The organism is Brevundimonas sp. GW822-FHT03E11, from assembly GCF_058801445.1.
The window spans coordinates 257,348-274,195 of sequence record NZ_JBXANG010000003.1; the positions used below are offsets into that span (position 1 = coordinate 257,348).

General features: G+C 68.8%; 19 protein-coding genes. 10 read left to right on the forward strand and 9 right to left on the reverse strand.

From position 1 onward, the window contains the following. Together nadC and AC1RKE_RS06585 are read left to right on the forward strand one after the other, a co-directional pair. Window positions 1-885 (forward strand): carboxylating nicotinate-nucleotide diphosphorylase, encoded by an 885-nt coding sequence (nadC, locus tag AC1RKE_RS06580; protein WP_395941923.1) that lies wholly within the window; start codon window positions 1-3, stop codon window positions 883-885. A 61-nt stretch (window positions 886-946) separates the two neighbouring features. Then, window positions 947-1,141: a hypothetical protein gene (locus AC1RKE_RS06585; protein WP_201463051.1), complete on the forward strand. Its 195-nt coding sequence runs from the start codon at window positions 947-949 to the stop codon at window positions 1,139-1,141. 13 nt (window positions 1,142-1,154) lie between these two features. Here AC1RKE_RS06585 and AC1RKE_RS06590 read toward each other — a convergent pair whose 3' ends face one another. Further along, window positions 1,155-2,327, reverse strand: a complete 1,173-nt coding sequence (locus AC1RKE_RS06590) for a cell wall hydrolase (RefSeq protein WP_233455823.1) — start codon at window positions 2,325-2,327, stop codon at window positions 1,155-1,157. 447 nt (window positions 2,328-2,774) lie between these two features. Here AC1RKE_RS06590 and AC1RKE_RS06595 point away from each other — a divergent pair, with 447 nt between their 5' ends. Both AC1RKE_RS06595 and AC1RKE_RS06600 read left to right on the forward strand, forming a co-directional pair. After that, window positions 2,775-2,960 (forward strand): hypothetical protein, encoded by a 186-nt coding sequence (locus AC1RKE_RS06595; protein WP_182713242.1) that lies wholly within the window; start codon window positions 2,775-2,777, stop codon window positions 2,958-2,960. A gap of 236 nt (window positions 2,961-3,196) precedes the next feature. Further along, on the forward strand, window positions 3,197-3,553 hold the full coding sequence (locus tag AC1RKE_RS06600) for a DUF6481 family protein (protein ID WP_054766543.1): 357 nt from the start codon (window positions 3,197-3,199) through the stop codon (window positions 3,551-3,553). A 62-nt stretch (window positions 3,554-3,615) separates the two neighbouring features. Here AC1RKE_RS06600 and AC1RKE_RS06605 read toward each other — a convergent pair whose 3' ends face one another. Next, window positions 3,616-6,684, reverse strand: a complete 3,069-nt coding sequence (locus AC1RKE_RS06605) for a PAS domain S-box protein (protein ID WP_395941922.1) — start codon at window positions 6,682-6,684, stop codon at window positions 3,616-3,618. Window positions 6,685-6,812: 128 nt separating this feature from the next. Here AC1RKE_RS06605 and AC1RKE_RS06610 point away from each other — a divergent pair, with 128 nt between their 5' ends. From AC1RKE_RS06610 to AC1RKE_RS06625, 4 genes are all read left to right on the forward strand, one after another. Continuing rightward, window positions 6,813-7,292: a Dps family protein gene (locus tag AC1RKE_RS06610; RefSeq protein WP_054766541.1), complete on the forward strand. Its 480-nt coding sequence runs from the start codon at window positions 6,813-6,815 to the stop codon at window positions 7,290-7,292. A 95-nt stretch (window positions 7,293-7,387) separates the two neighbouring features. Beyond that, window positions 7,388-8,482 carry a cell wall hydrolase gene (locus tag AC1RKE_RS06615; protein WP_191557931.1) on the forward strand — a complete coding sequence of 365 codons (1,095 nt, stop codon included), beginning with the start codon at window positions 7,388-7,390 and terminating at the stop codon, window positions 8,480-8,482. An 85-nt stretch (window positions 8,483-8,567) separates the two neighbouring features. Beyond that, window positions 8,568-10,166 (forward strand): sensor histidine kinase, encoded by a 1,599-nt coding sequence (locus tag AC1RKE_RS06620; RefSeq protein WP_348683072.1) that lies wholly within the window; start codon window positions 8,568-8,570, stop codon window positions 10,164-10,166. 58 nt (window positions 10,167-10,224) lie between these two features. Beyond that, complete coding sequence (locus tag AC1RKE_RS06625) at window positions 10,225-10,632, forward strand: response regulator (RefSeq protein WP_054766540.1); 408 nt, start codon at window positions 10,225-10,227, stop codon at window positions 10,630-10,632. 18 nt (window positions 10,633-10,650) lie between these two features. Here AC1RKE_RS06625 and trxB read toward each other — a convergent pair whose 3' ends face one another. Further along, the gene (trxB, locus tag AC1RKE_RS06630) at window positions 10,651-11,658 is read right to left on the reverse strand and encodes a thioredoxin-disulfide reductase (RefSeq protein ID WP_348683073.1); all 1,008 of its coding nucleotides are present in this window, start codon (window positions 11,656-11,658) and stop codon (window positions 10,651-10,653) included. A 68-nt stretch (window positions 11,659-11,726) separates the two neighbouring features. Between trxB and AC1RKE_RS06635 the strand changes: the two genes are divergently transcribed. Then, entirely contained in the window at window positions 11,727-12,011 is a 285-nt protein-coding gene (locus tag AC1RKE_RS06635) for a glycine zipper domain-containing protein (protein WP_201463047.1), read from the forward strand. Window positions 12,012-12,145: 134 nt separating this feature from the next. Here AC1RKE_RS06635 and AC1RKE_RS06640 read toward each other — a convergent pair whose 3' ends face one another. From AC1RKE_RS06640 to AC1RKE_RS06665, 6 genes are all read right to left on the reverse strand, one after another. Beyond that, window positions 12,146-13,186: a mitochondrial fission ELM1 family protein gene (locus AC1RKE_RS06640; protein WP_492896646.1), complete on the reverse strand. Its 1,041-nt coding sequence runs from the start codon at window positions 13,184-13,186 to the stop codon at window positions 12,146-12,148. Further along, on the reverse strand, window positions 13,162-13,578 hold the full coding sequence (locus tag AC1RKE_RS06645) for a VOC family protein (protein WP_152950874.1): 417 nt from the start codon (window positions 13,576-13,578) through the stop codon (window positions 13,162-13,164). Before AC1RKE_RS06645 ends, AC1RKE_RS06640 begins: the two co-directional genes overlap by 25 nt. A gap of 4 nt (window positions 13,579-13,582) precedes the next feature. Continuing rightward, the gene (gene greA / locus AC1RKE_RS06650; protein WP_333896529.1) at window positions 13,583-14,056 is read right to left on the reverse strand and encodes a transcription elongation factor GreA; all 474 of its coding nucleotides are present in this window, start codon (window positions 14,054-14,056) and stop codon (window positions 13,583-13,585) included. A gap of 145 nt (window positions 14,057-14,201) precedes the next feature. Beyond that, window positions 14,202-14,402, reverse strand: coding sequence for a hypothetical protein (locus AC1RKE_RS06655; protein ID WP_152950872.1), 201 nt, complete (start codon window positions 14,400-14,402; stop codon window positions 14,202-14,204). 55 nt (window positions 14,403-14,457) lie between these two features. Then, window positions 14,458-15,123, reverse strand: coding sequence for a glutathione S-transferase (locus AC1RKE_RS06660; protein WP_182713246.1), 666 nt, complete (start codon window positions 15,121-15,123; stop codon window positions 14,458-14,460). A 60-nt stretch (window positions 15,124-15,183) separates the two neighbouring features. Then, window positions 15,184-15,405, reverse strand: coding sequence for a cysteine protease (locus AC1RKE_RS06665; protein WP_191554434.1), 222 nt, complete (start codon window positions 15,403-15,405; stop codon window positions 15,184-15,186). Between the two features lie 128 nt (window positions 15,406-15,533). On the opposite strand from AC1RKE_RS06665, the gene AC1RKE_RS06670 reads away from it, so the two are divergent. Continuing rightward, complete coding sequence (locus AC1RKE_RS06670; RefSeq protein WP_348683075.1) at window positions 15,534-16,844, forward strand: dicarboxylate/amino acid:cation symporter; 1,311 nt, start codon at window positions 15,534-15,536, stop codon at window positions 16,842-16,844. The last annotated feature ends 4 nt before the right edge of the window (window positions 16,845-16,848 follow it).

The following is a 16,848-nucleotide window of genomic DNA, read 5'->3' on the forward strand; positions in this document are numbered from 1 at the left end:
ATGGAGACTCCCCGAGACATGGCCCTGAACCGATCCCTGCCGGAGGTCCTGATCGAACCGGTGGTGCGGATGGCTCTGGCGGAAGACCTGGGGCGGGCGGGCGACGTCACGGCCCTGGCCTGTATTCCCCCAGGGGCGCGCATGAAGGCGGCCTTCACGGCGCGCAAGGCCGGCGTTCTGGCCGGGATTCAGGCCGTGCGGCTGGCCGTGCAGGCGATGGACCCGACGGCCGACGTGGATCTTCGGCTGGCCGACGGGGCGGCGTTCGAGACGGGGGCCGTGCTGGCGGTGGTCGAGGCCGACGCGCGCGCCTTCCTGTCCGCCGAGCGGACGGCCCTGAACCTGGTCGGACGGCTGAGCGGGGTGGCGACCCTGACGCGGGCCTATGTTCAGGCGGTCGCCGGGACCAGGGCGCGGATCGCCGACACCCGCAAGACGACGCCGGGTCTGCGGGCGCTGGAGAAACATGCGGTGGCCTGCGGCGGCGGGGTGAACCACCGGTTCGGCCTGGATGACGCCATCCTGATCAAGGACAACCACGTCGCCGTCTGCGGCGGGGTGGGCGAGGCCGTGCGGCGGGCCAAGACCTTCGCCCCTCACCTGATGAAGGTGGAGGTCGAGGTGGATGGGCTGGATCAGCTGAGCGAAGTCCTGGCCCTGATCAATGACGATCTGGCGCCGGACGTGATCATGCTGGACAATTTCAGCCTGGCGGACCTGAGGCGGGCGGTGGCCTGGACCGGGGGGCGCATCCGGCTGGAGGCGTCGGGCGGGGTGGATTTGACGACGGTGCGGGCGATCGCGGAGACCGGGGTCGATGTGATCTCGGTCGGGGCCCTGACCCATTCGGCGCCCGTGCTGGACATCGGCCTGGACGCCCTGTGAACCCAGGGGAACAGCCCGCCGCGCGCGACGTTCATACGATGAACCGCGCGAGGAGCGAGCGATGTCCCAGACGCCCCAGACGCCCCAGGCCCTGCGGGTGCGGCGGGCGCCCGCTCAACCGCTCAGCGTCGGCTACGACCGGCTGAGCATGATCGGCGTCGGGCGGGAGCAGACCTCAAGCCCGGACAAGCCCGGCCGTCGGTTCGGCGAATTCGATCAGAACCGGACGACACGGGGGCCTTTCGGCCCTGACTGAAGCACCTTTGCGATCAGACGGGGTTGGAGGCGTCCGCTGTTTCCGTCCTGGCCTCAGCCCGGGGCGCAGCGCCGCGCGGCGCCGAGGCGGCCGTGGGCCGGGCGGCGGGCGGGGTGGACGCCTGGCCGGACGTCTGGGTGGCGACGGCCGCTTCCGCAGGCTTGGCGGCGGGGCGGGCGTTCGTCGTCGGCGCAGCCTGGGGCTCGGCGCCGCCCTCCTGGGCCAGGATCAGCGAATAGGCCACGGCCTGTCCGGCCTGGCGGGCCGCTTCGACGGGATTGAGACCCGCCTGGATCAGACGGGGCTGATCGTCGGCCTGAGACGGACGGGCGGCGTAGGTGAAGGCCCCGCCTGAGCCGGCGCGGCCGCCGAACCGATAGAAGAGATGGCTGCCCACCTGGTTCACCCGGATCAGGGTGTTGCGCCAGTCGGGCGACACGCCGGTGGTGTGGAAATGGGTGGCGTTGCCGACGCCTGCATAGACCGATCCGGACAGGGCCGAGGAGGCGATGCCGCGCGCTCGGTTCCAGGCGGCCTGGTTGATCCGGCCGCGCATCACGCCGTTGCAGGTGAAGGAGAACTGGCAGCCGGTGCGGCGCGCGGCGCCCTGATAGACGACGGCGCAGATGCTCTTGGGGAAGGCGGGGTGGCGGACCCGGTTCAGGACGACCTGGGCCACGGCCCGCATGCCGTCGCGGCCCTCGCCGCGCGCTTCATAATAGACGACCTGGGTCAGGCAATCGAGGTCGCGGCTGGCGTCCAGGGCGTGATCCAGGCGGAAGGGCTTGGCGCCGACGGGGGTGGAGAGATTGGCGTGGCGCAGTTTGGGATCGCGGTTGGCGTCCAACTGATCCAGACGGGCCGCCAGAAGCTCGGCCTGGCGATCGCGCTCGGCGGCGCCGGCGCTGGTGTAGGGATCGTGCCGACGAGCGATCGACAGGGCGCTGGCGTCCAGACCGCCGGCGGCGGCGGACAGGGCTTCTTCGGTGAAGCCGGCGGCGGTGGCGCCCTGGATCCGTTCGGCCTGGGCCCGCAGCGTCGCATTGCGCGCCATGGTCCCGCCCAGATAGGCGCCGCCGATCGCCAGTCCCACCAGACAGCCGAAGGCCGCGGCCGCCGTCACGGGCTTGATCTTCGCCACATGATCGGTGCGGGCGGGGCCGCGCGTCTGCGAGGAATGCGACAACGAGTTCATCCTGTTCAGCAGGGCGAGAAACGCTGCCCCCGGGTCGTATCGCCGGCGGGGCGACCCGAAACGGTCGCCTGTCCGGCCGGCATTCGGCGCGCGGCACATACAGCCCGGGCGTCGAGGACGGGCCTATATAGCGAAGTTTGTGACCTGAATGTGGCTGATTCGCAAGCGGCTGGTTAAGGCGACGAAAGGATTAGGTATTTTTACGATATTGCCCCGGCGGCATGACAATATGGGCCGGATTGCGACAGTGGATAGAGCGAATACTGTATTGGGTTGCACGGCGTCTCGGCTGTAGATTGTCACATTTCCCCGTATCTGCTGAATGGCGCGCGGATTGTGTTGTCCGTTGGTCCGTTTTCCGTATTCGCCAGTTCTGGATCGCGCTGGGAACCTCAAGCGCGGCGCGGCGTTCAAGCGTGACCTTTTTGGAGAGACGCCATGTCGCGCATGATCATCACGACCTGCATCGCCGCCGGCGCCCTGGCGCTGACGGCTTGCGGGACCACAATCGAGCAAAAGGCCGCCAGCGGCGCGGTGGCGGGGGCTGTGGTGGGCGGACCCGTGGGCGCCGCCGTCGGTGGAGCGGCCGGAACCGTCGTCGGCCAGGCGCAGAAGCCCAACTGACGAACCCGCCGTTGCGCCTGCTCTTGTAACGGGGCGGGCGCGACCTATCTGCATCACTGGAGCAGGTAAGGGCGCCTTAAGCGCGCCATTTCGTGCGCGCGGCCGATTTCGTGGCGGCGAACCTTGCTTTTGGTCCCTGCATAGGCTTTGTGCGCCCCGCTTCGGGACGCGCGCGTTCTCCGCCGCCCGACCCCCGATGGCCGCTGGCCGATCACAAGGAACCCTGACGCTTTCGCATGAAAGATTTGAAGACCGGATTTACCGACCGCCTGACCGCCCAGCAGGAAGCCAAGAAGGCTCTGCTCGCCAAGTTCAAGCCCAAGCCCGCCGCCCCCGATCCCGAATTCGAGCGCCTGGCTGAGAAGCGCGCCGCCGAAAAGGAAGCCCTGCGCCAGCAGCACGAACTGGCCAAGGCGGAACAGCGCCGCGAGAAGGCCGAGAAGGAGGCTGCGCGCCTGGCCGCCGAAATGGCCGCTCAGGAAGCGATCGAGGCCGAGAAGCGGGCCGACCGCAAGGCGCGCAAGCAACTGACCAAGGAAGAGCAGAAGGCCAGGCGCGACGCGCGCTACGCCGCCCGCAAGGCGCGCCGCTGAGGCGGCCTTGGAACTGACGAAGAAAAACGCGCCGCAGCCTCTGCGGCGCGTTTTTCTTGGATCTAATGGTTTGGCCGCGGCCCCGCCGTCGAAAGAACGGCGCGCAATTGCTCGGGCGAATAGGGTTTGCGCAGGAAGGGCCAGGGCGTGTCGGCCAGAACCTGGTCCACGTCGTCGCCCACATAGCCCGAGGTCAGGACGATCCGCATCTGGGGCCAGTCGCGGGCCGCCTGACGCGCCAGATCGACGCCGCTCAGGCCGCCGGGCATGACCACATCGGTCAACATGACGTCGAAGCGCGCTCGTTCCAGGGCCTCCAGCGCCTCGGGGCCGTTCTCGACCCATTCGACGTCCAGGCCGAAGCTTTCCAACTGATCCAGGGCGATGGCCGCGACATCCGCGTCGTCCTCCACCAGCAGCAGGCGGTGGCCGTTCGGCAGGGCGGCGTCGACGTCGGCCGGTTCGGGCGACGGGGCGGCCTTGTCCGCGATCAGCGGCGGCAGATAGAGGCGAATCTCCGAGCCGCGGCCGGGGCTGGAAGCGATGTGGACCCCGCCGCCCGACTGTCGCGCGAAGCCATAGACCTGGCTGAGGCCCAGGCCCGTTCCCTTGCCGATCGGCTTGGTGGTGAAGAAGGGTTCGAAGACGCGGTCGATGACATCGGCCGACATGCCCGATCCGTTGTCGGACACGGCGACGCAGACATAGTCGCCCGCCGCCAGTTCCGGGATCTGCCCCGCCGAGACGGAACAGGCCTGGGTTTGGATCGTGATGCGGGCGCCGGCGCGGACGGGGCCGTCTCGACCCGATCGAGGCGGGCCGTCGGCCTTGCTGGCCGCATCGGCTGATGCGGCGTCGCGCCCGGTCACGTCGCCCAGGGCGTCGCGGGCGTTGACGACCAGGTTCAGCAGGGCGGCCTCGAACTGGGCTGGATCGACGTTGACGCGAACGCCGCCGCGCTTCAGCCGGATCTTGAAGTCCACGGCCTCGCCGACGGCCCGGCGCAGCAAGGGCTCGCCCTCGCGGATCAGGCCGTTCAGATCGACCGGTTCGGGACGCAGGGCCTGACGGCGCGAAAAGGCCAGAAGCTGGTGGGTCAGGCTCTCGCCGCGACGGGCGGCGGCCAGGGCGGCCTCGCCCAGCTTCTTGCGTTTTGCGGCGTCGTCGGAGCGCAGGATGATGTCCAGCGCCCCGATCACCACCGTCAGCAGATTGTTGAAATCGTGGGCGACACCGCCGGTGAGGCGGCCGACCGCCTCCATCCGCTGGGCGTGCATCAGATGGGCCTCCGCGGCGGCCTTTTCGGCCAGGGCCTCCGCGACCCGTTCCTCCAGCAGCTCATTGATGTGCTTCAGGTCGTCCTCGGCGCGCTTGGCGTCGGTGACGTCGATGGTGGCGCCCACATAGCCCTGGAAGGCGCCGGCCGCGTCGAACCGGGGCACGCCCTCGGTCCGGAGCCAGCGCAGCCCCAGGGTCGGATGATTGGCCCGGCTGAGCGCCTCGAACCGATCCCGCGCCTGGAAGGCCCGCAGGAAGGCGGCGTCGAACACCGTCTCGTCGTCCGGATGCATCAGTCTGCGCCAGCCGTCCAGCAGCTGGCGCTGCGAGCGGATGTCGCAGAACAGCCGATAGCGTTTGTTGGCGAAGACGATCCGGGGCGTCGCGTCCGTCATCCAGATCATGGCCGGAGCGCTGTCCGCGACGGTGCGGAACCGGCTTTCGGATTCGGTCAGCCGGGCCTGGGCCTCGCGCATGTCGGTGACGTCGAAGGCGACGCCGACGAAGCCGATCAACTCGCTTCCGGCCATGCGCGGACGAGAGAAGGATTTCAGCCAGCGCCACTCGCCGTCATGACGCCGATACCGAGCCTCCAGAGAAAACGGTTCTCTCGTCGCCTCTCCGGCCAGGGACTCTCGAAGGATGCGGTCCTGGTCGTCCGGGTGCAGTCGGGCGCGCCAGTCCGCCGCAAGGGCCGTCTCATAGTCCGCGCCGAAGAAGTCCGCATAGGCCTGGTTGATGAAGGCGCGGCGGCGATCCTGGCGCGTGACCCAGATCAGGACCGGCGCGGTGTCGGCGATGGCGCGGAAGCGCTGTTCGCTCTCGCGGGTCTCGGTCTCGGCGCGGGCGCGTTCGATCTCGACCCAGGTGCGGGCGGCGACCTCCTCGACCAGCTGGACCTCCGCGTCAGTCCAGCGTCGGGGGGCGGCGGCGTGGACATAGAGGAAGGCGCGCAATCGGCCGTTGCGGATCAGCGGCGCTCGGATCAGGGCGCGGGTCTGGATTTCGGCGAAGGCGGCGGCGATGTCGGCCGAACGGGGGTCGTCGCGGACGTCGTCGATGCGGATGGTCCGACCGTCGAACAGGTCTGCGACGAGGGCGGGATTGAAGACGCTCGGCGCGCGCCCGTGAACGCTGGCGACGCCCTGAATCCAGTCGCGGCTCAAGGAGACGACTTCGCCCGTCTCGTCCACCTCGCCGTAGCCGACGCGGTTCGCGCTCAGCAGGCCGCCCAGGGACGCCTCGACCTCGGCCATCATCCGCTCCGGGTCGGACAGGTCGCGCAGGCGGTCGCTGAGGTTCAGAAGGAAATGCTGGCGGCGCTCGGCGCGGGCGGCCTTCTCCAGCGGTTCGCGCGCCCCGTCCACGTTCAGGTTGATCCCGGCATAGCCCAGAAAGGCGCCGGTCTCGTCAAACCGCGCGTTGGACAGGGACAGGGCCGAGACGACGGAATCCAGCCGGATCAGGGTCTGGCGCAAGGAGGCGCCCAGCCAGGTGCAGAACAGGCCCACCAAGACGAAGTTGGAGGTGGCGACCACGCCCAGATGCGGGGTCGTCGGGCCGGGGTTCAAGGCGACCAGCGCCCAGCCGCCCAGCAGAGACCCCGCAACCGCCGTCAGACCCGCCAGACGTCCGCCGGCCAAGGCCGCCAGAATGACGCCCGGCAGTAGGATCATGAAGCCGGTGATCCCGCCGTAAAAGCCGGCGGTGGCCGCCCGCACCGCCAGTCCTGCGCCGGCGCCGGCCAGTCCGACCAGAATTCTCCGCCAGGCGGGACCGGACTTCAGACGGGCGAGAACGAGGAGACCGGCTTCGGCGTTCAGAAATCGGCGAAAGACCGCGCCTGGCGTCATATTGTGCCCGTCCCCTCACGTCGTTCGATGCGACGTTATGTGATGCAACGCTTGTTGCGGTTTTGCGTTCCTGCCTGCCGGATTCCGTCTAGATTGCCGGCGACGAACTCACACCCACGGAGCGTATTATGACCGCAACCATTGACACCGGACTGTCCCAGAGCGAGCGCGGCGACGTGGTTGAGCAACTGACCCGGGTTCTGGCGGACGCCTACGCCGTCTATCTGAAGACCCACGGCTATCATTGGAACGTGCGGGGGCCTGAATTCTTCTCCCTGCACAATATGCTGGAGCAGCAGTATCGCGACCAGTGGGCGGCCCTGGACGACATCGCCGAACGTATCCGCGCCCTGGGCGAGTTGGCGCCGCAGGGCTACGGCGCCTTCGCCAACCTGACCAGTATTCGCGACGGCGAGCCGGAAAAGGACGCGCCCGACATGCTGCGCGAGCTGATGCGCGATCATGAGACCTTGATCGCCACCATGCGCTCCGCCCTGGACGTGGCGGACGGGGACGGCGACGACGTGACCGTGGATCTGCTGACCCAGCGTCTGGCGGCGCACGAGAAGTTCGCCTGGATGTTGCGGGCCAGCCTGGGCGGTCGATAAGGCGGATCGGCGGTCCGCCTGAAAACGGCCCCGAAATGCGGGCACGGTCCGGGCCTCCTGCGTCCATGACCTGGTCGCGCCTGCTGTGGAACAGAATGGTCCTTACCCATTGGAACCGGATTTGGGCGGCGGTCAGGCGCTCGGCTGCGGCCTTGCCCGCCGCCGCCGCCGTGCTGGGCGTCGCCCTGTCGGCCGGCTCGGCCGTGCGGCCGGACGCGGATCGGACGGCGGAGGCCGTGGCGCGGATCACCCAGGGCGATCTGGGGCCCCACGGCCTGGCCGCTCTTGAGGGGCGGCTGAGCGCCTCGCAGCTGGCCCTGGCGCAGCGGCACGATCCGGCCCTGACCCGGGCGGCCTTCACCCCAGGTGCGACCCTGGCGACGGCCGGAGCCCTGCGTCCGGCGCGGCCCTTCGTCTTCAAGGGCGGGGCCGAGGATCGCCGTCGCGCCCTGCGGTGCCTGACCCAGGCGGTCTATTACGAGGCGGCGCTGGAGTCCGACGAGGGCCAGGCGGCGGTGGCTCAGGTGGTGCTGAACCGCGTGCGCGATCCCAACTACGCCGACACGGTGTGCGGCGTTGTGTTTGAAGGCGCCGAGCGTACGACCGGGTGCCAGTTCAGCTTCACCTGCGACGGCGCCCTGTCCCAGGCGCCGGTTCCCTGGGCGTGGGAGCGGGCGCGCAAGGCGGCCGAAAAGGCCTTGAACGGCTATGTGGCCCAGACGGTGGGGACCGCCACCCACTATCACGCCGACTATGTGGACCCCTGGTGGGCGCCGACCGTCTCGCGCGTCAACAAGATCGGGACGCACGTCTTCTATCGCTGGAAGGGTCTTTACGGGGAGACGGCCGCCTTCCGCGCCGTTTACAAGGGACGCGAGCCCCTGATCGATGAAGCGCGGTTCGCCCGCCCCCGACCCGGCGTTCAGCCCGGCCAAGGGACCGGAGGCCCGGACCCGGACGCGGTCCCCGCCGAGGCAGGGCAGGCGGCCCCGCTTAAGACCGTCGAGGTCGATGGACGTCAAAGGGTGGTGGGCGTGGTCAGCCTGGGCGGGCGTCGTCTGCCCACCCAGGAAGAGGTCGCCGCCATCAATGCGCGGCTTCAGGCCCTGGAGGCCAAGCCGGAGCCGGAGCCCGCTCCGGCAGGCGTCGCCGTGATGGCGGTGGAAGAGGTCGGACGCCCCGCCAAGTGAAGCGACGGGCCGCTCTAATGCAACGCTTGTGCGGGTCGAGCATTGAAGCTGCTGATCCCGCTTACGGCCTCGAAAGGACGCCTGTTTGACCGACCCCATTGCTGAACCTGCACGGTGGGATGAGTCCGAGCGTCTGGCGGCCCTGAGAGACTACGGCATTCTGGATACGGCGCGCGAGGCCGCCTTTGACGACGTGGTGGCCTTGATCGCCCGCATCTGCGAGGCCCCGATCGCGGTCGTCAATCTGATCGACTCCGGGCGGCAGTGGTTCAAGGCCGAGGTCGGGCTGGGCGTGCGCGAGACGCCGCTGGCGACCTCCTTCTGCGCCCACGCCCTGTTGAATGAGGACGGGCTGGTGGTGCCGGATGCGACAAAGGACGCCCGGTTCGACGGCAATCCCTTGGTGCATGAGGCGCCGGGCTTGCGCTTCTATGCGGGGCGGCTGCTGAAGACGCCTGAAGGTCTGCCTCTGGGCACCCTGTGCGTTCTGGACACCCAGCCCCGACCGGAAGGTCTGACTGAGCTTCAGGAGACGGCGCTCAAGACCCTGGCCGGTCAGGTGATGTCGCAGATGGAACTGCGCCGCGCCCTGCGTCAGAGAGACGAGGGCCGGGACGCGCTTGAACGGGCCTTGGAGGCGTCCGACGACGTCGCCGCCCGGCTGAGGGCCAGCGAGGCCCAATTCCGGGTGCTGGCCGACGCCATGCCCCAGATGGTCTGGTCGACGCGCCCCGACGGCTTCCACGACTACTACAATGCACGCTGGTACGAGTTCACCGGCGTGCCAGCCGGATCGACGGACGGGGAAGGCTGGAACGACATGTTCCATCCTGACGATCAGCAGCGGGCCTGGGCCCGCTGGAGCCGGTCGCTGGAGACGGGCGAACCCTATGAGATCGAATATCGGCTGAAGCACCATTCCGGGGTGTATCGCTGGACCTTGGGGCGGGCGGTGGCGATCCGCAACGAGGATGGCGAGATCACCCGCTGGTTCGGCACCTGCACCGACATCGACGAGCTGAAGCGGCTGGAGCAGGGTCGCGAACTGGTCAGCCAGGAGCTGAGCCACCGGATCAAGAACATCTTCGCCGTGATCACGGCGCTCGTGGCCCTGTCGGCCCGTCAGTATCCTGAGGCCCGGGCCTTCGCGACGTCGCTCCGAACCCGTATCGCCGCCCTGGCCCGCGCCCATGAGTTCGTCCGACCGCACACGGAGACGTCTCAGCCGACGGTGGGGGCCACCACCCTGCACACCTTCCTGGCGGATCTGTTCAGGGCGTACAGCGATGACACGGGCGCCACGCGCGTTCACATCAGCGGCGACGACGCCGTGTTCGACGACCAGGCGGCGACCTCCGTCGCCCTGCTGTTCCACGAACTGGCGACCAATGCGGCCAAGTACGGGGCCCTGGCGACGGCGGCGGGTCGGGTGGAGCTGGCCACGCGCCGCGACGACGACCGGTTCATCCTGACCTGGACCGAGATCGGCGGCCCGGCGATCGAAGCGCCGCCCGAGCGCCAGGGTTTCGGCTCTTCCCTGGCCAGTCTGTCGGTGGAGGGCCAACTCGGCGGGCGGTTGCACCGCGAATGGGCGGCCGACGGTTTAAGGATTGTTGTGGATTTGCCCGCTACGGCGCTCTCGCGCCGCAGGGCGGCGGAAAAGGACCGCCTTCAGCCACTCTGACGGAAACCGATCGCCTGTCCCCGCGTTGTGTCCGCCACAGAACATAAAACCGCCGCCCATGACCGCCCGCATCCTGATCATTGAAGACGAAGCGCTCGTCGCTATGGAGCTGCGTTTCGTCCTGGAAGACCTGGGCCATAAGGTCGTGGGGGTGGCGTCGACGTCGAAGTCGGCCCAGAATCTGGCGCGTGAAAATGAGGTCGATCTGGCCCTGGTCGACATCCACCTGTCCGACGGCCCCACGGGCATAAGCCTAGGGCGCGAGCTGGGCCAGGAGATGGGCGTGACCGTCCTGTTCATGACCGCCAATCCGGGCATGGTGCGCGACGGCGTCGCGGGCGCCATTGGCGTCCTGTCCAAGCCGACCGATGAACAGGCGGTGCAGACGGCGGTCGATTACGCCCTGCGCCGCCGCACAGGCCAGCCGGTCCAATATGCGCCGCCGGGTCTGCAGCTGTTCGCCTGACTCCGCCCGTCCGGACGTTCACCAGACGCCGATCTTCTCGGCTTCCTTATGGCTGATGGGATGGTTGGCCTTGGCGTGGTCTTCCTCGGCCAGGAAACGGCTGGCTTCGAGCGCGGCCATACAGCCCATGCCCGCCGCAGTCACAGCCTGGCGATAGACGTCGTCGGTCACGTCGCCGGCCGCCCACACGCCCTCGATTGCGGTCTGGGCCGTGCCGGGTTTGACGCGGATATAGCCGCCCGAATTGGTCTCGAGCTGACCCTTGAACAGTTCCGACGACGGGGCGTGGCCGATGGCGATGAAGACGCCGTCGGCGGGGATCTCCTGGGTCGAACCGTCCTGAACGTTCTTCAAGCGAACGCTGGTGACGTTGCGGGCGACGCCGTCCACCACGCCCAGAATCTCTTCCACCGCCACGTTCCAGATCACCTCGACCTTGGGGTGGGCGAACAGGCGGTCTTGCAGGATCTTTTCGGCGCGGAACTCGTCGCGACGGTGCACGACCGTGACCTTGGCGGCGAAGTTGGTGAGGAACAGCGCTTCCTCTACGGCCGTGTTGCCGCCGCCGACCACGACCACGTTCTTGCCGCGATAGAAGAAGCCGTCGCAGGTGGCGCAGGCGGAGACGCCGAAGCCCTGATAGGCGGCCTCGGACTCCAGACCCAGCCACTTGGCCTGGGCGCCCGTGGAGATGATGACCGTCTCGGCCAGGATTTCGTCGCCGCCGTCCAGCTTCAGCCGGAACGGGCGCTGCGACAGATCGGCGGAGACGACGATGTCGTGGATGACTTCCGTGCCGACATGCAGGGCCTGGGCCTGCATCTGCTCCATCAGCCAGGGGCCCTGTATGGTCTCGGCGAAGCCGGGATAGTTCTCGACGTCTGTGGTGATGGTCAGCTGGCCGCCGGGCTGGAGACCGGCGATGACGACGGGGTTCAGCGAGGCGCGGGCGGCGTAGATGGCGGCGGTCCAGCCGGCGGGGCCGGAGCCGATGATGGCGACGCGGACGGTACGAGCTTGGGTCATGCGCCTATTTAGGGGCTGATTCCCGTTTGCGCGATGTTAGTCTCGCCGGAGATGAAGGGGAGATGAGAATGACCAACAAGAACGCGGCCTTCCTGCCGATCGGGATCGGCATGGGTCTGTCGATCGGCGTGGCCCTGGGCGTCGCGATGGACAATGTCGGCCTGGGGCTCGCCCTGGGCACGGCCATCGGATCGGGCCTCGGCGTGGCCTTGATGGGCGCGGCGAACGCCAAGGCCAAGAAGGGCGACGGTTCGGACGGCGGCGCCGTCCCGCCGACGTCGGACACGTCAGGCTGCGCCGACTCCAGCGCGGACGGCGGCTGTGACAGTGGCGGCGGAGGGGGCGGCGACTAAAGGCCACTCCAAATTTTTTAGTGCACTTTCGTGCAGATTTTTGCGAGCGGTTCTTAGTTTTCCTCCTGACGCCAGCGGGTGGCTTGCACCACGGCTGCGTCAGAATCGGACGCAGAAGATTATCTCTGTTGCGCTCATGCCGGCGAAAGCCGGGATAAGCGGAGTGAGTGGCTTAGCGCGCCCCCATCGCCTCCAGCACCGCCCGCGCCGCGCGCTGGGTTTCGGCCAGGGGGGGCGTAGGTCCATCCGTCCAGCGTTCCGTCGAACGGCCGGGTCGCGCCGCGTTCGGCCAGATCGTCGTGCAGTCGGGCGAACTTGTCGCCGGACCTGAGCGCGACCATGGGCAGGATGTGGACCGGCTTGCCGGTCGAGGCGGCCTCGGCGGCCATGTTGGCGCTGTCCTCGGTGACCAGGATGTGGTCGGCGAAATGCAGGAAGCCGAACAGGGGGTTGTCGCCGGTTCCGTCCCAGATCCAGCCGGGCAGGCCCGACAGGCGTTCGGTCATCACCGCCTTGGCGGCGTCCGGCGTGCGGCGCGAGAAGGTCAGCATCAGCGAACCGCCTGAGGCGTGAACGGCCTCGGCGATCTGGTCGGCCAGGTCCGCCGCATGGGCCTGGGTCAGGTCGAAGGCCTTGGACCGGCCGCCGATCAGCACGGCGACGCGCGGGCGGGGCAGGGGGGCGATCCGGGCGGCGAAGGCCGGCGCGGCCTGGGCGATCCGCTCCGGCGTGACGCGATGAGGGGAGCCGGTGATTTCAAAGACATTGTCGCCCGACAGGCCGTCATGGGCCGGGGCGACGATCAGGTCGTAGCGGTCGTTCGCCCAGCGCGGGTCCTGGGTCTGAACCACGAAGGTCTTGCCGCCGCTCCAGCGCTTGATGCGGGTCGAGAGGGGCAGGGTCGCCCGACCGGCGGCGATCCAGAGATCGGGCCAGGGCGCCGCGAGCGGGGCGGACGCCAGCATGGCCGGGGTCTTCAGCGCCGACGGCAGGCGGTCGAACAGCGGCCGCCAGCGGATCTGTTTGACCGTGATCTCGGCGGGGGTCAGGCGCTGGACGGCCTCGGCGAGGCCCAGGGCCTGGTTCTCGATACCCGCACGTCCGTCCGAGACAACCCAGATGGAGAGGCGATGGGGCGGCGGCTCCCCGGTCACGCGGGCGTCGCGTCGACCCAAGCCAACGCCTCGACCTTATTGCCGTCCGGATCGCGCAGGAAGGCGCCGTAGTAGCCGGGTGCGTATTCCAGACGAAAACCCGGCGCTCCTGCGTCGGCGCCCCCCGTTGCCAAGCCGGCAGCGTGAAAGGCGTCAACCGCCTGTCGGTTCTGGGCGGCGAAACAGACGTGGACGCCGTTGCCGGCCGAGGCGGGGGCGCCGTCGTGCGGAACCGAAGCCCAGAACTCAGGAAACCCACGGCCCCAGCTCACACCCAGCGCATGTTCCATGGTCCGGCCGACGCCCAGCGGCGCCAAGGCGGCGTCATAAAATGCAGCGGCCCGATGCAGATCAGAGACGCCGACCGAAACGTGCGACACTAGGCGCGGCGGCGTTTCGGCGGCGTTCGTCACGATCCTATTTCCACTCGACCTTCAGGATCTCATAGGCCTTGACCCCGCCGGGGGTGTTGACCTCGACCACGTCGCCGACCTCCTTGGAGATCATGGCGCGGGCGATCGGCGAGGCAATGGAGATCTTGCCCTTCTTCACATCGGCCTCGTGTTCGCCGACGATCTGATAGCGGGCCTCTTCTTCCGTGTCCTCGTCGACCACGGTGACGGTGGCGCCGAACTTGACCTGATTGCCCGACAGTTTCGACACGTCGATGACCTGGGCGCGGCTGATCTTGTCCTCGATCTCGGCGATCTGGCCCTCGATCCAGCCCTGACGCTCCTTGGCGGCGTGGTATTCGGCGTTTTCGGACAGGTCGCCGTGCTCGCGGGCCTCGGATATGGCCGCGATGACGGCCGGCCGCTCGACCGACTTCAATTGCTTCAGTTGATCGTCGAGGACACGGTAGCCCTCGCCCGTCATCGGCACTTTTTCCATTGGTGTCGTGATTTTTCTGGTTCGCCCGGAGACTGGAAAGACGCGAAATAGGCAGACAAAAGGCCGCGGGGCGGGCGCGGCCGGGCATAGACAATAGGGCTTATCGCGCCGCAATTCAAGGGCGCGCCTCCACGCCCGATCGAGATCAGGCGCGGGCGGGGGGTTTGGTCTTGCCGCTGCGGTGGGTGACGCTCTTGATGAGGCTGTAGGCCAGCCAGGCGACAGCGGCTAGGCCCATCAGCATGAACAGGCTCGACGCCACCGCGGCGCCGGCCGCCATGAAGGCCAGGATGAAGGCGACGGCCGCGACGAGTCCGGCCACGATCTGAATGGTTTGAAGGCGCATGAGACCTTAACGCCTTCATCCCCTTCGGGTTGCGCGGCGCGTCCCCGCGACGCCATCACGCATAGGTGTAGGGGCCGCCCCGTTCCAGCGCCCGCTGATAGGCGGGACGGGCGTGGATGCGTTGCAGGAAGGCGGCCAGGCGCGGCTTGGTCGCTATGTCGAAGGCCCGGTCCGCCCCGGCCTCGACCGGGAAACTCATCATGATGTCGGCGGCGGTGAACTGATCCCCGGCGAACCATTCGGACCGGCCCAGCTCGTCCTCCCAGAAGCCGATATGGGTGCGAAGCTGCGGATCGACGAAGCCGCTCTGGGCCTTGGCGGCGATTCCGTTGACGAGGGGTTTGAGCAGGGCGGGGGCGCGGCGGGGCAGCAGGCCGAACACCAGCTTCAGCAGCAGGGGCGGCATGGCCGACCCTTCCGCATAGTGAAGCCAATAGGTGAAGCGCCGCGCCTCTTCCGTGCCGGGAGGCGGGCGCAGCCGGCCCCGGCCGTGGGCGTCCAGCAGATATTCGACGACGGCGCCGGTCTCGGCGACCTTGATAGCCCCGTCCTCGATGACGGGGGACTTGCCCAGCGGATGGACGGCGATCAGTTCGGGCGGGGCCAGCCGGGTCTTGGCGTCGCGTTCGTAGCGCACGACCTCATAATCCAGCTCCAGCTCCTCCAGCAGCCAAAGGACGCGCTGGGACCGGCTGTCGTTCAGATGGTGGACCTTGATCATCGGGCGGCTCCTGATGCGGCGGAACGGACTATTCCGCCTCACCGTCGGGGAAGTCCAGACCTATCGCGGGGACCGGCCGCTCCATCGCGATCGCGGCCGGGGGCGCGGCTCGGACGTCGTCTGATCCTGGGTCTGACCCGCCTTCTGACGGCGGTTGCGCCAGACCTCCAGCGCCAGTGTGGCCAGGGCCAGTTTGCCGGCGTGGCGTCCGGCCAGACGACGGCCGCCGCGCGATAGCAGCAGGCTGCCGACCAGGGGGACGATGGAGTTCAGACGCGGCATGGAAGCCTCCTTTGTTTCCGGCTCAACGCGCGGCGGCGGGGGCGTTTCCACCTGCGACGACATGGGCTGACGACGGGCGACAGAAGGTTTAACGCGCGCGCGGACGAAACCGGTGCTAGCCGTGGCGTATGCGCTCTTCCCGACTCGCCGCCTTCTTCACCTCGCTCAGCTTCGCTGTGATCGCCGCCCTGGTCGCCGGGGTAGTCGTCGGCGCCTTGGCGCAAGGCGCCGATGCGCCCCTGTTGACCGGAGGGTTGGGCGTGATCGAGAGCCTGGGGCAGGTCTGGCTGAACGCCCTTCGAATGACCGTCATCCCCCTGGTCTTCAGCCTTCTGGTGACGGGGATCGTCTCCATCGCCGATGCGGCGGCGACGGGGCGGATCGCGGCGCGGGCCCTCATGGTGTTCGGCGTCCTGCTGGTCGGGGCGACGGTCTACGCCATCCTGGCGGGCCTGGGGCTGCTGGCCCTGTGGCCCATTGACCCAGAGGCGGGCCGCGCCCTCCTGGCCGGCGTGTCGTCCGATGTGGCCCAGACGGTGGGCGAGGCGGCCCGGACCGACGGGTTCCGCGCCTTCCTGGCCAGTCTGGCGCCGGCCAATCTGATCAAGGCGGCGGCCGACGACGGCGTTCTGGCGGTCGTGGTCTTCGCCGTGGCCTTCGGCTTCGCCGCGACCCGGATAAAGCCCGAGCTGCGCCGCCCCCTGGCCGGCTTCTTCGAGGCGGTGGCCGAGACCCTGGTGGTGATCGTGCACTGGGTGCTGCTGGCCGCGCCTTTCGGGGTCTTCGCCCTGGCGCTCGGCGTGGGCTTGCGGGCCGGGCTGGGGGTGGCGGGCACCCTGGCCCACTATGTCGCCGTCGTCTGCCTGAGCCAGATCGGCCTGATCCTGATCCTCTATGTCGTGGCGACTTTATGGGGGCGGATGTCTTTGGGCCGGTTCGCCCGCGCCGTGGCCCCGGCCCAGGTGGTGGCCGTCTCGACCCAGTCTTCGCTGGCCAGCCTGCCGGTGATGATCGAGCGGGCGCGCGACTGGCTGGGCGTGCCCCAGACCTCGGCGGGCCTGGTGCTGCCCCTGGCGGTGGCGGTGTTCCGCATCACCAGCCCGGTCGCCAATCTGGCCGTCTGCCTCTATGTGGCCCAGCTGAACGGGGTGGATCTGAGCCTGTCCGCCCTGGTCGCCGGCGGACTGACGGCCATCGCCGTCTCGATCGCCTCGGTCGGCCTGCCGGGCCAGGTCAGCTTCTTCGCCGCCGTCGGCCCCATCTGCCTGGCCATGGGCCTGCCGCTGGGCGTTCTGCCCCTGCTGCTGGCGGTCGAGGTCATCCCCGACATCTTCCGCACCGTCGGCAACGTCACCGCCGACCTGGCCGCGACGCGGATCGTGGCCGGCGAAGATGGGGCGGGGGAGGACGCCGCGCCGGAAGCCGATCCGGCGTCCTGACGCC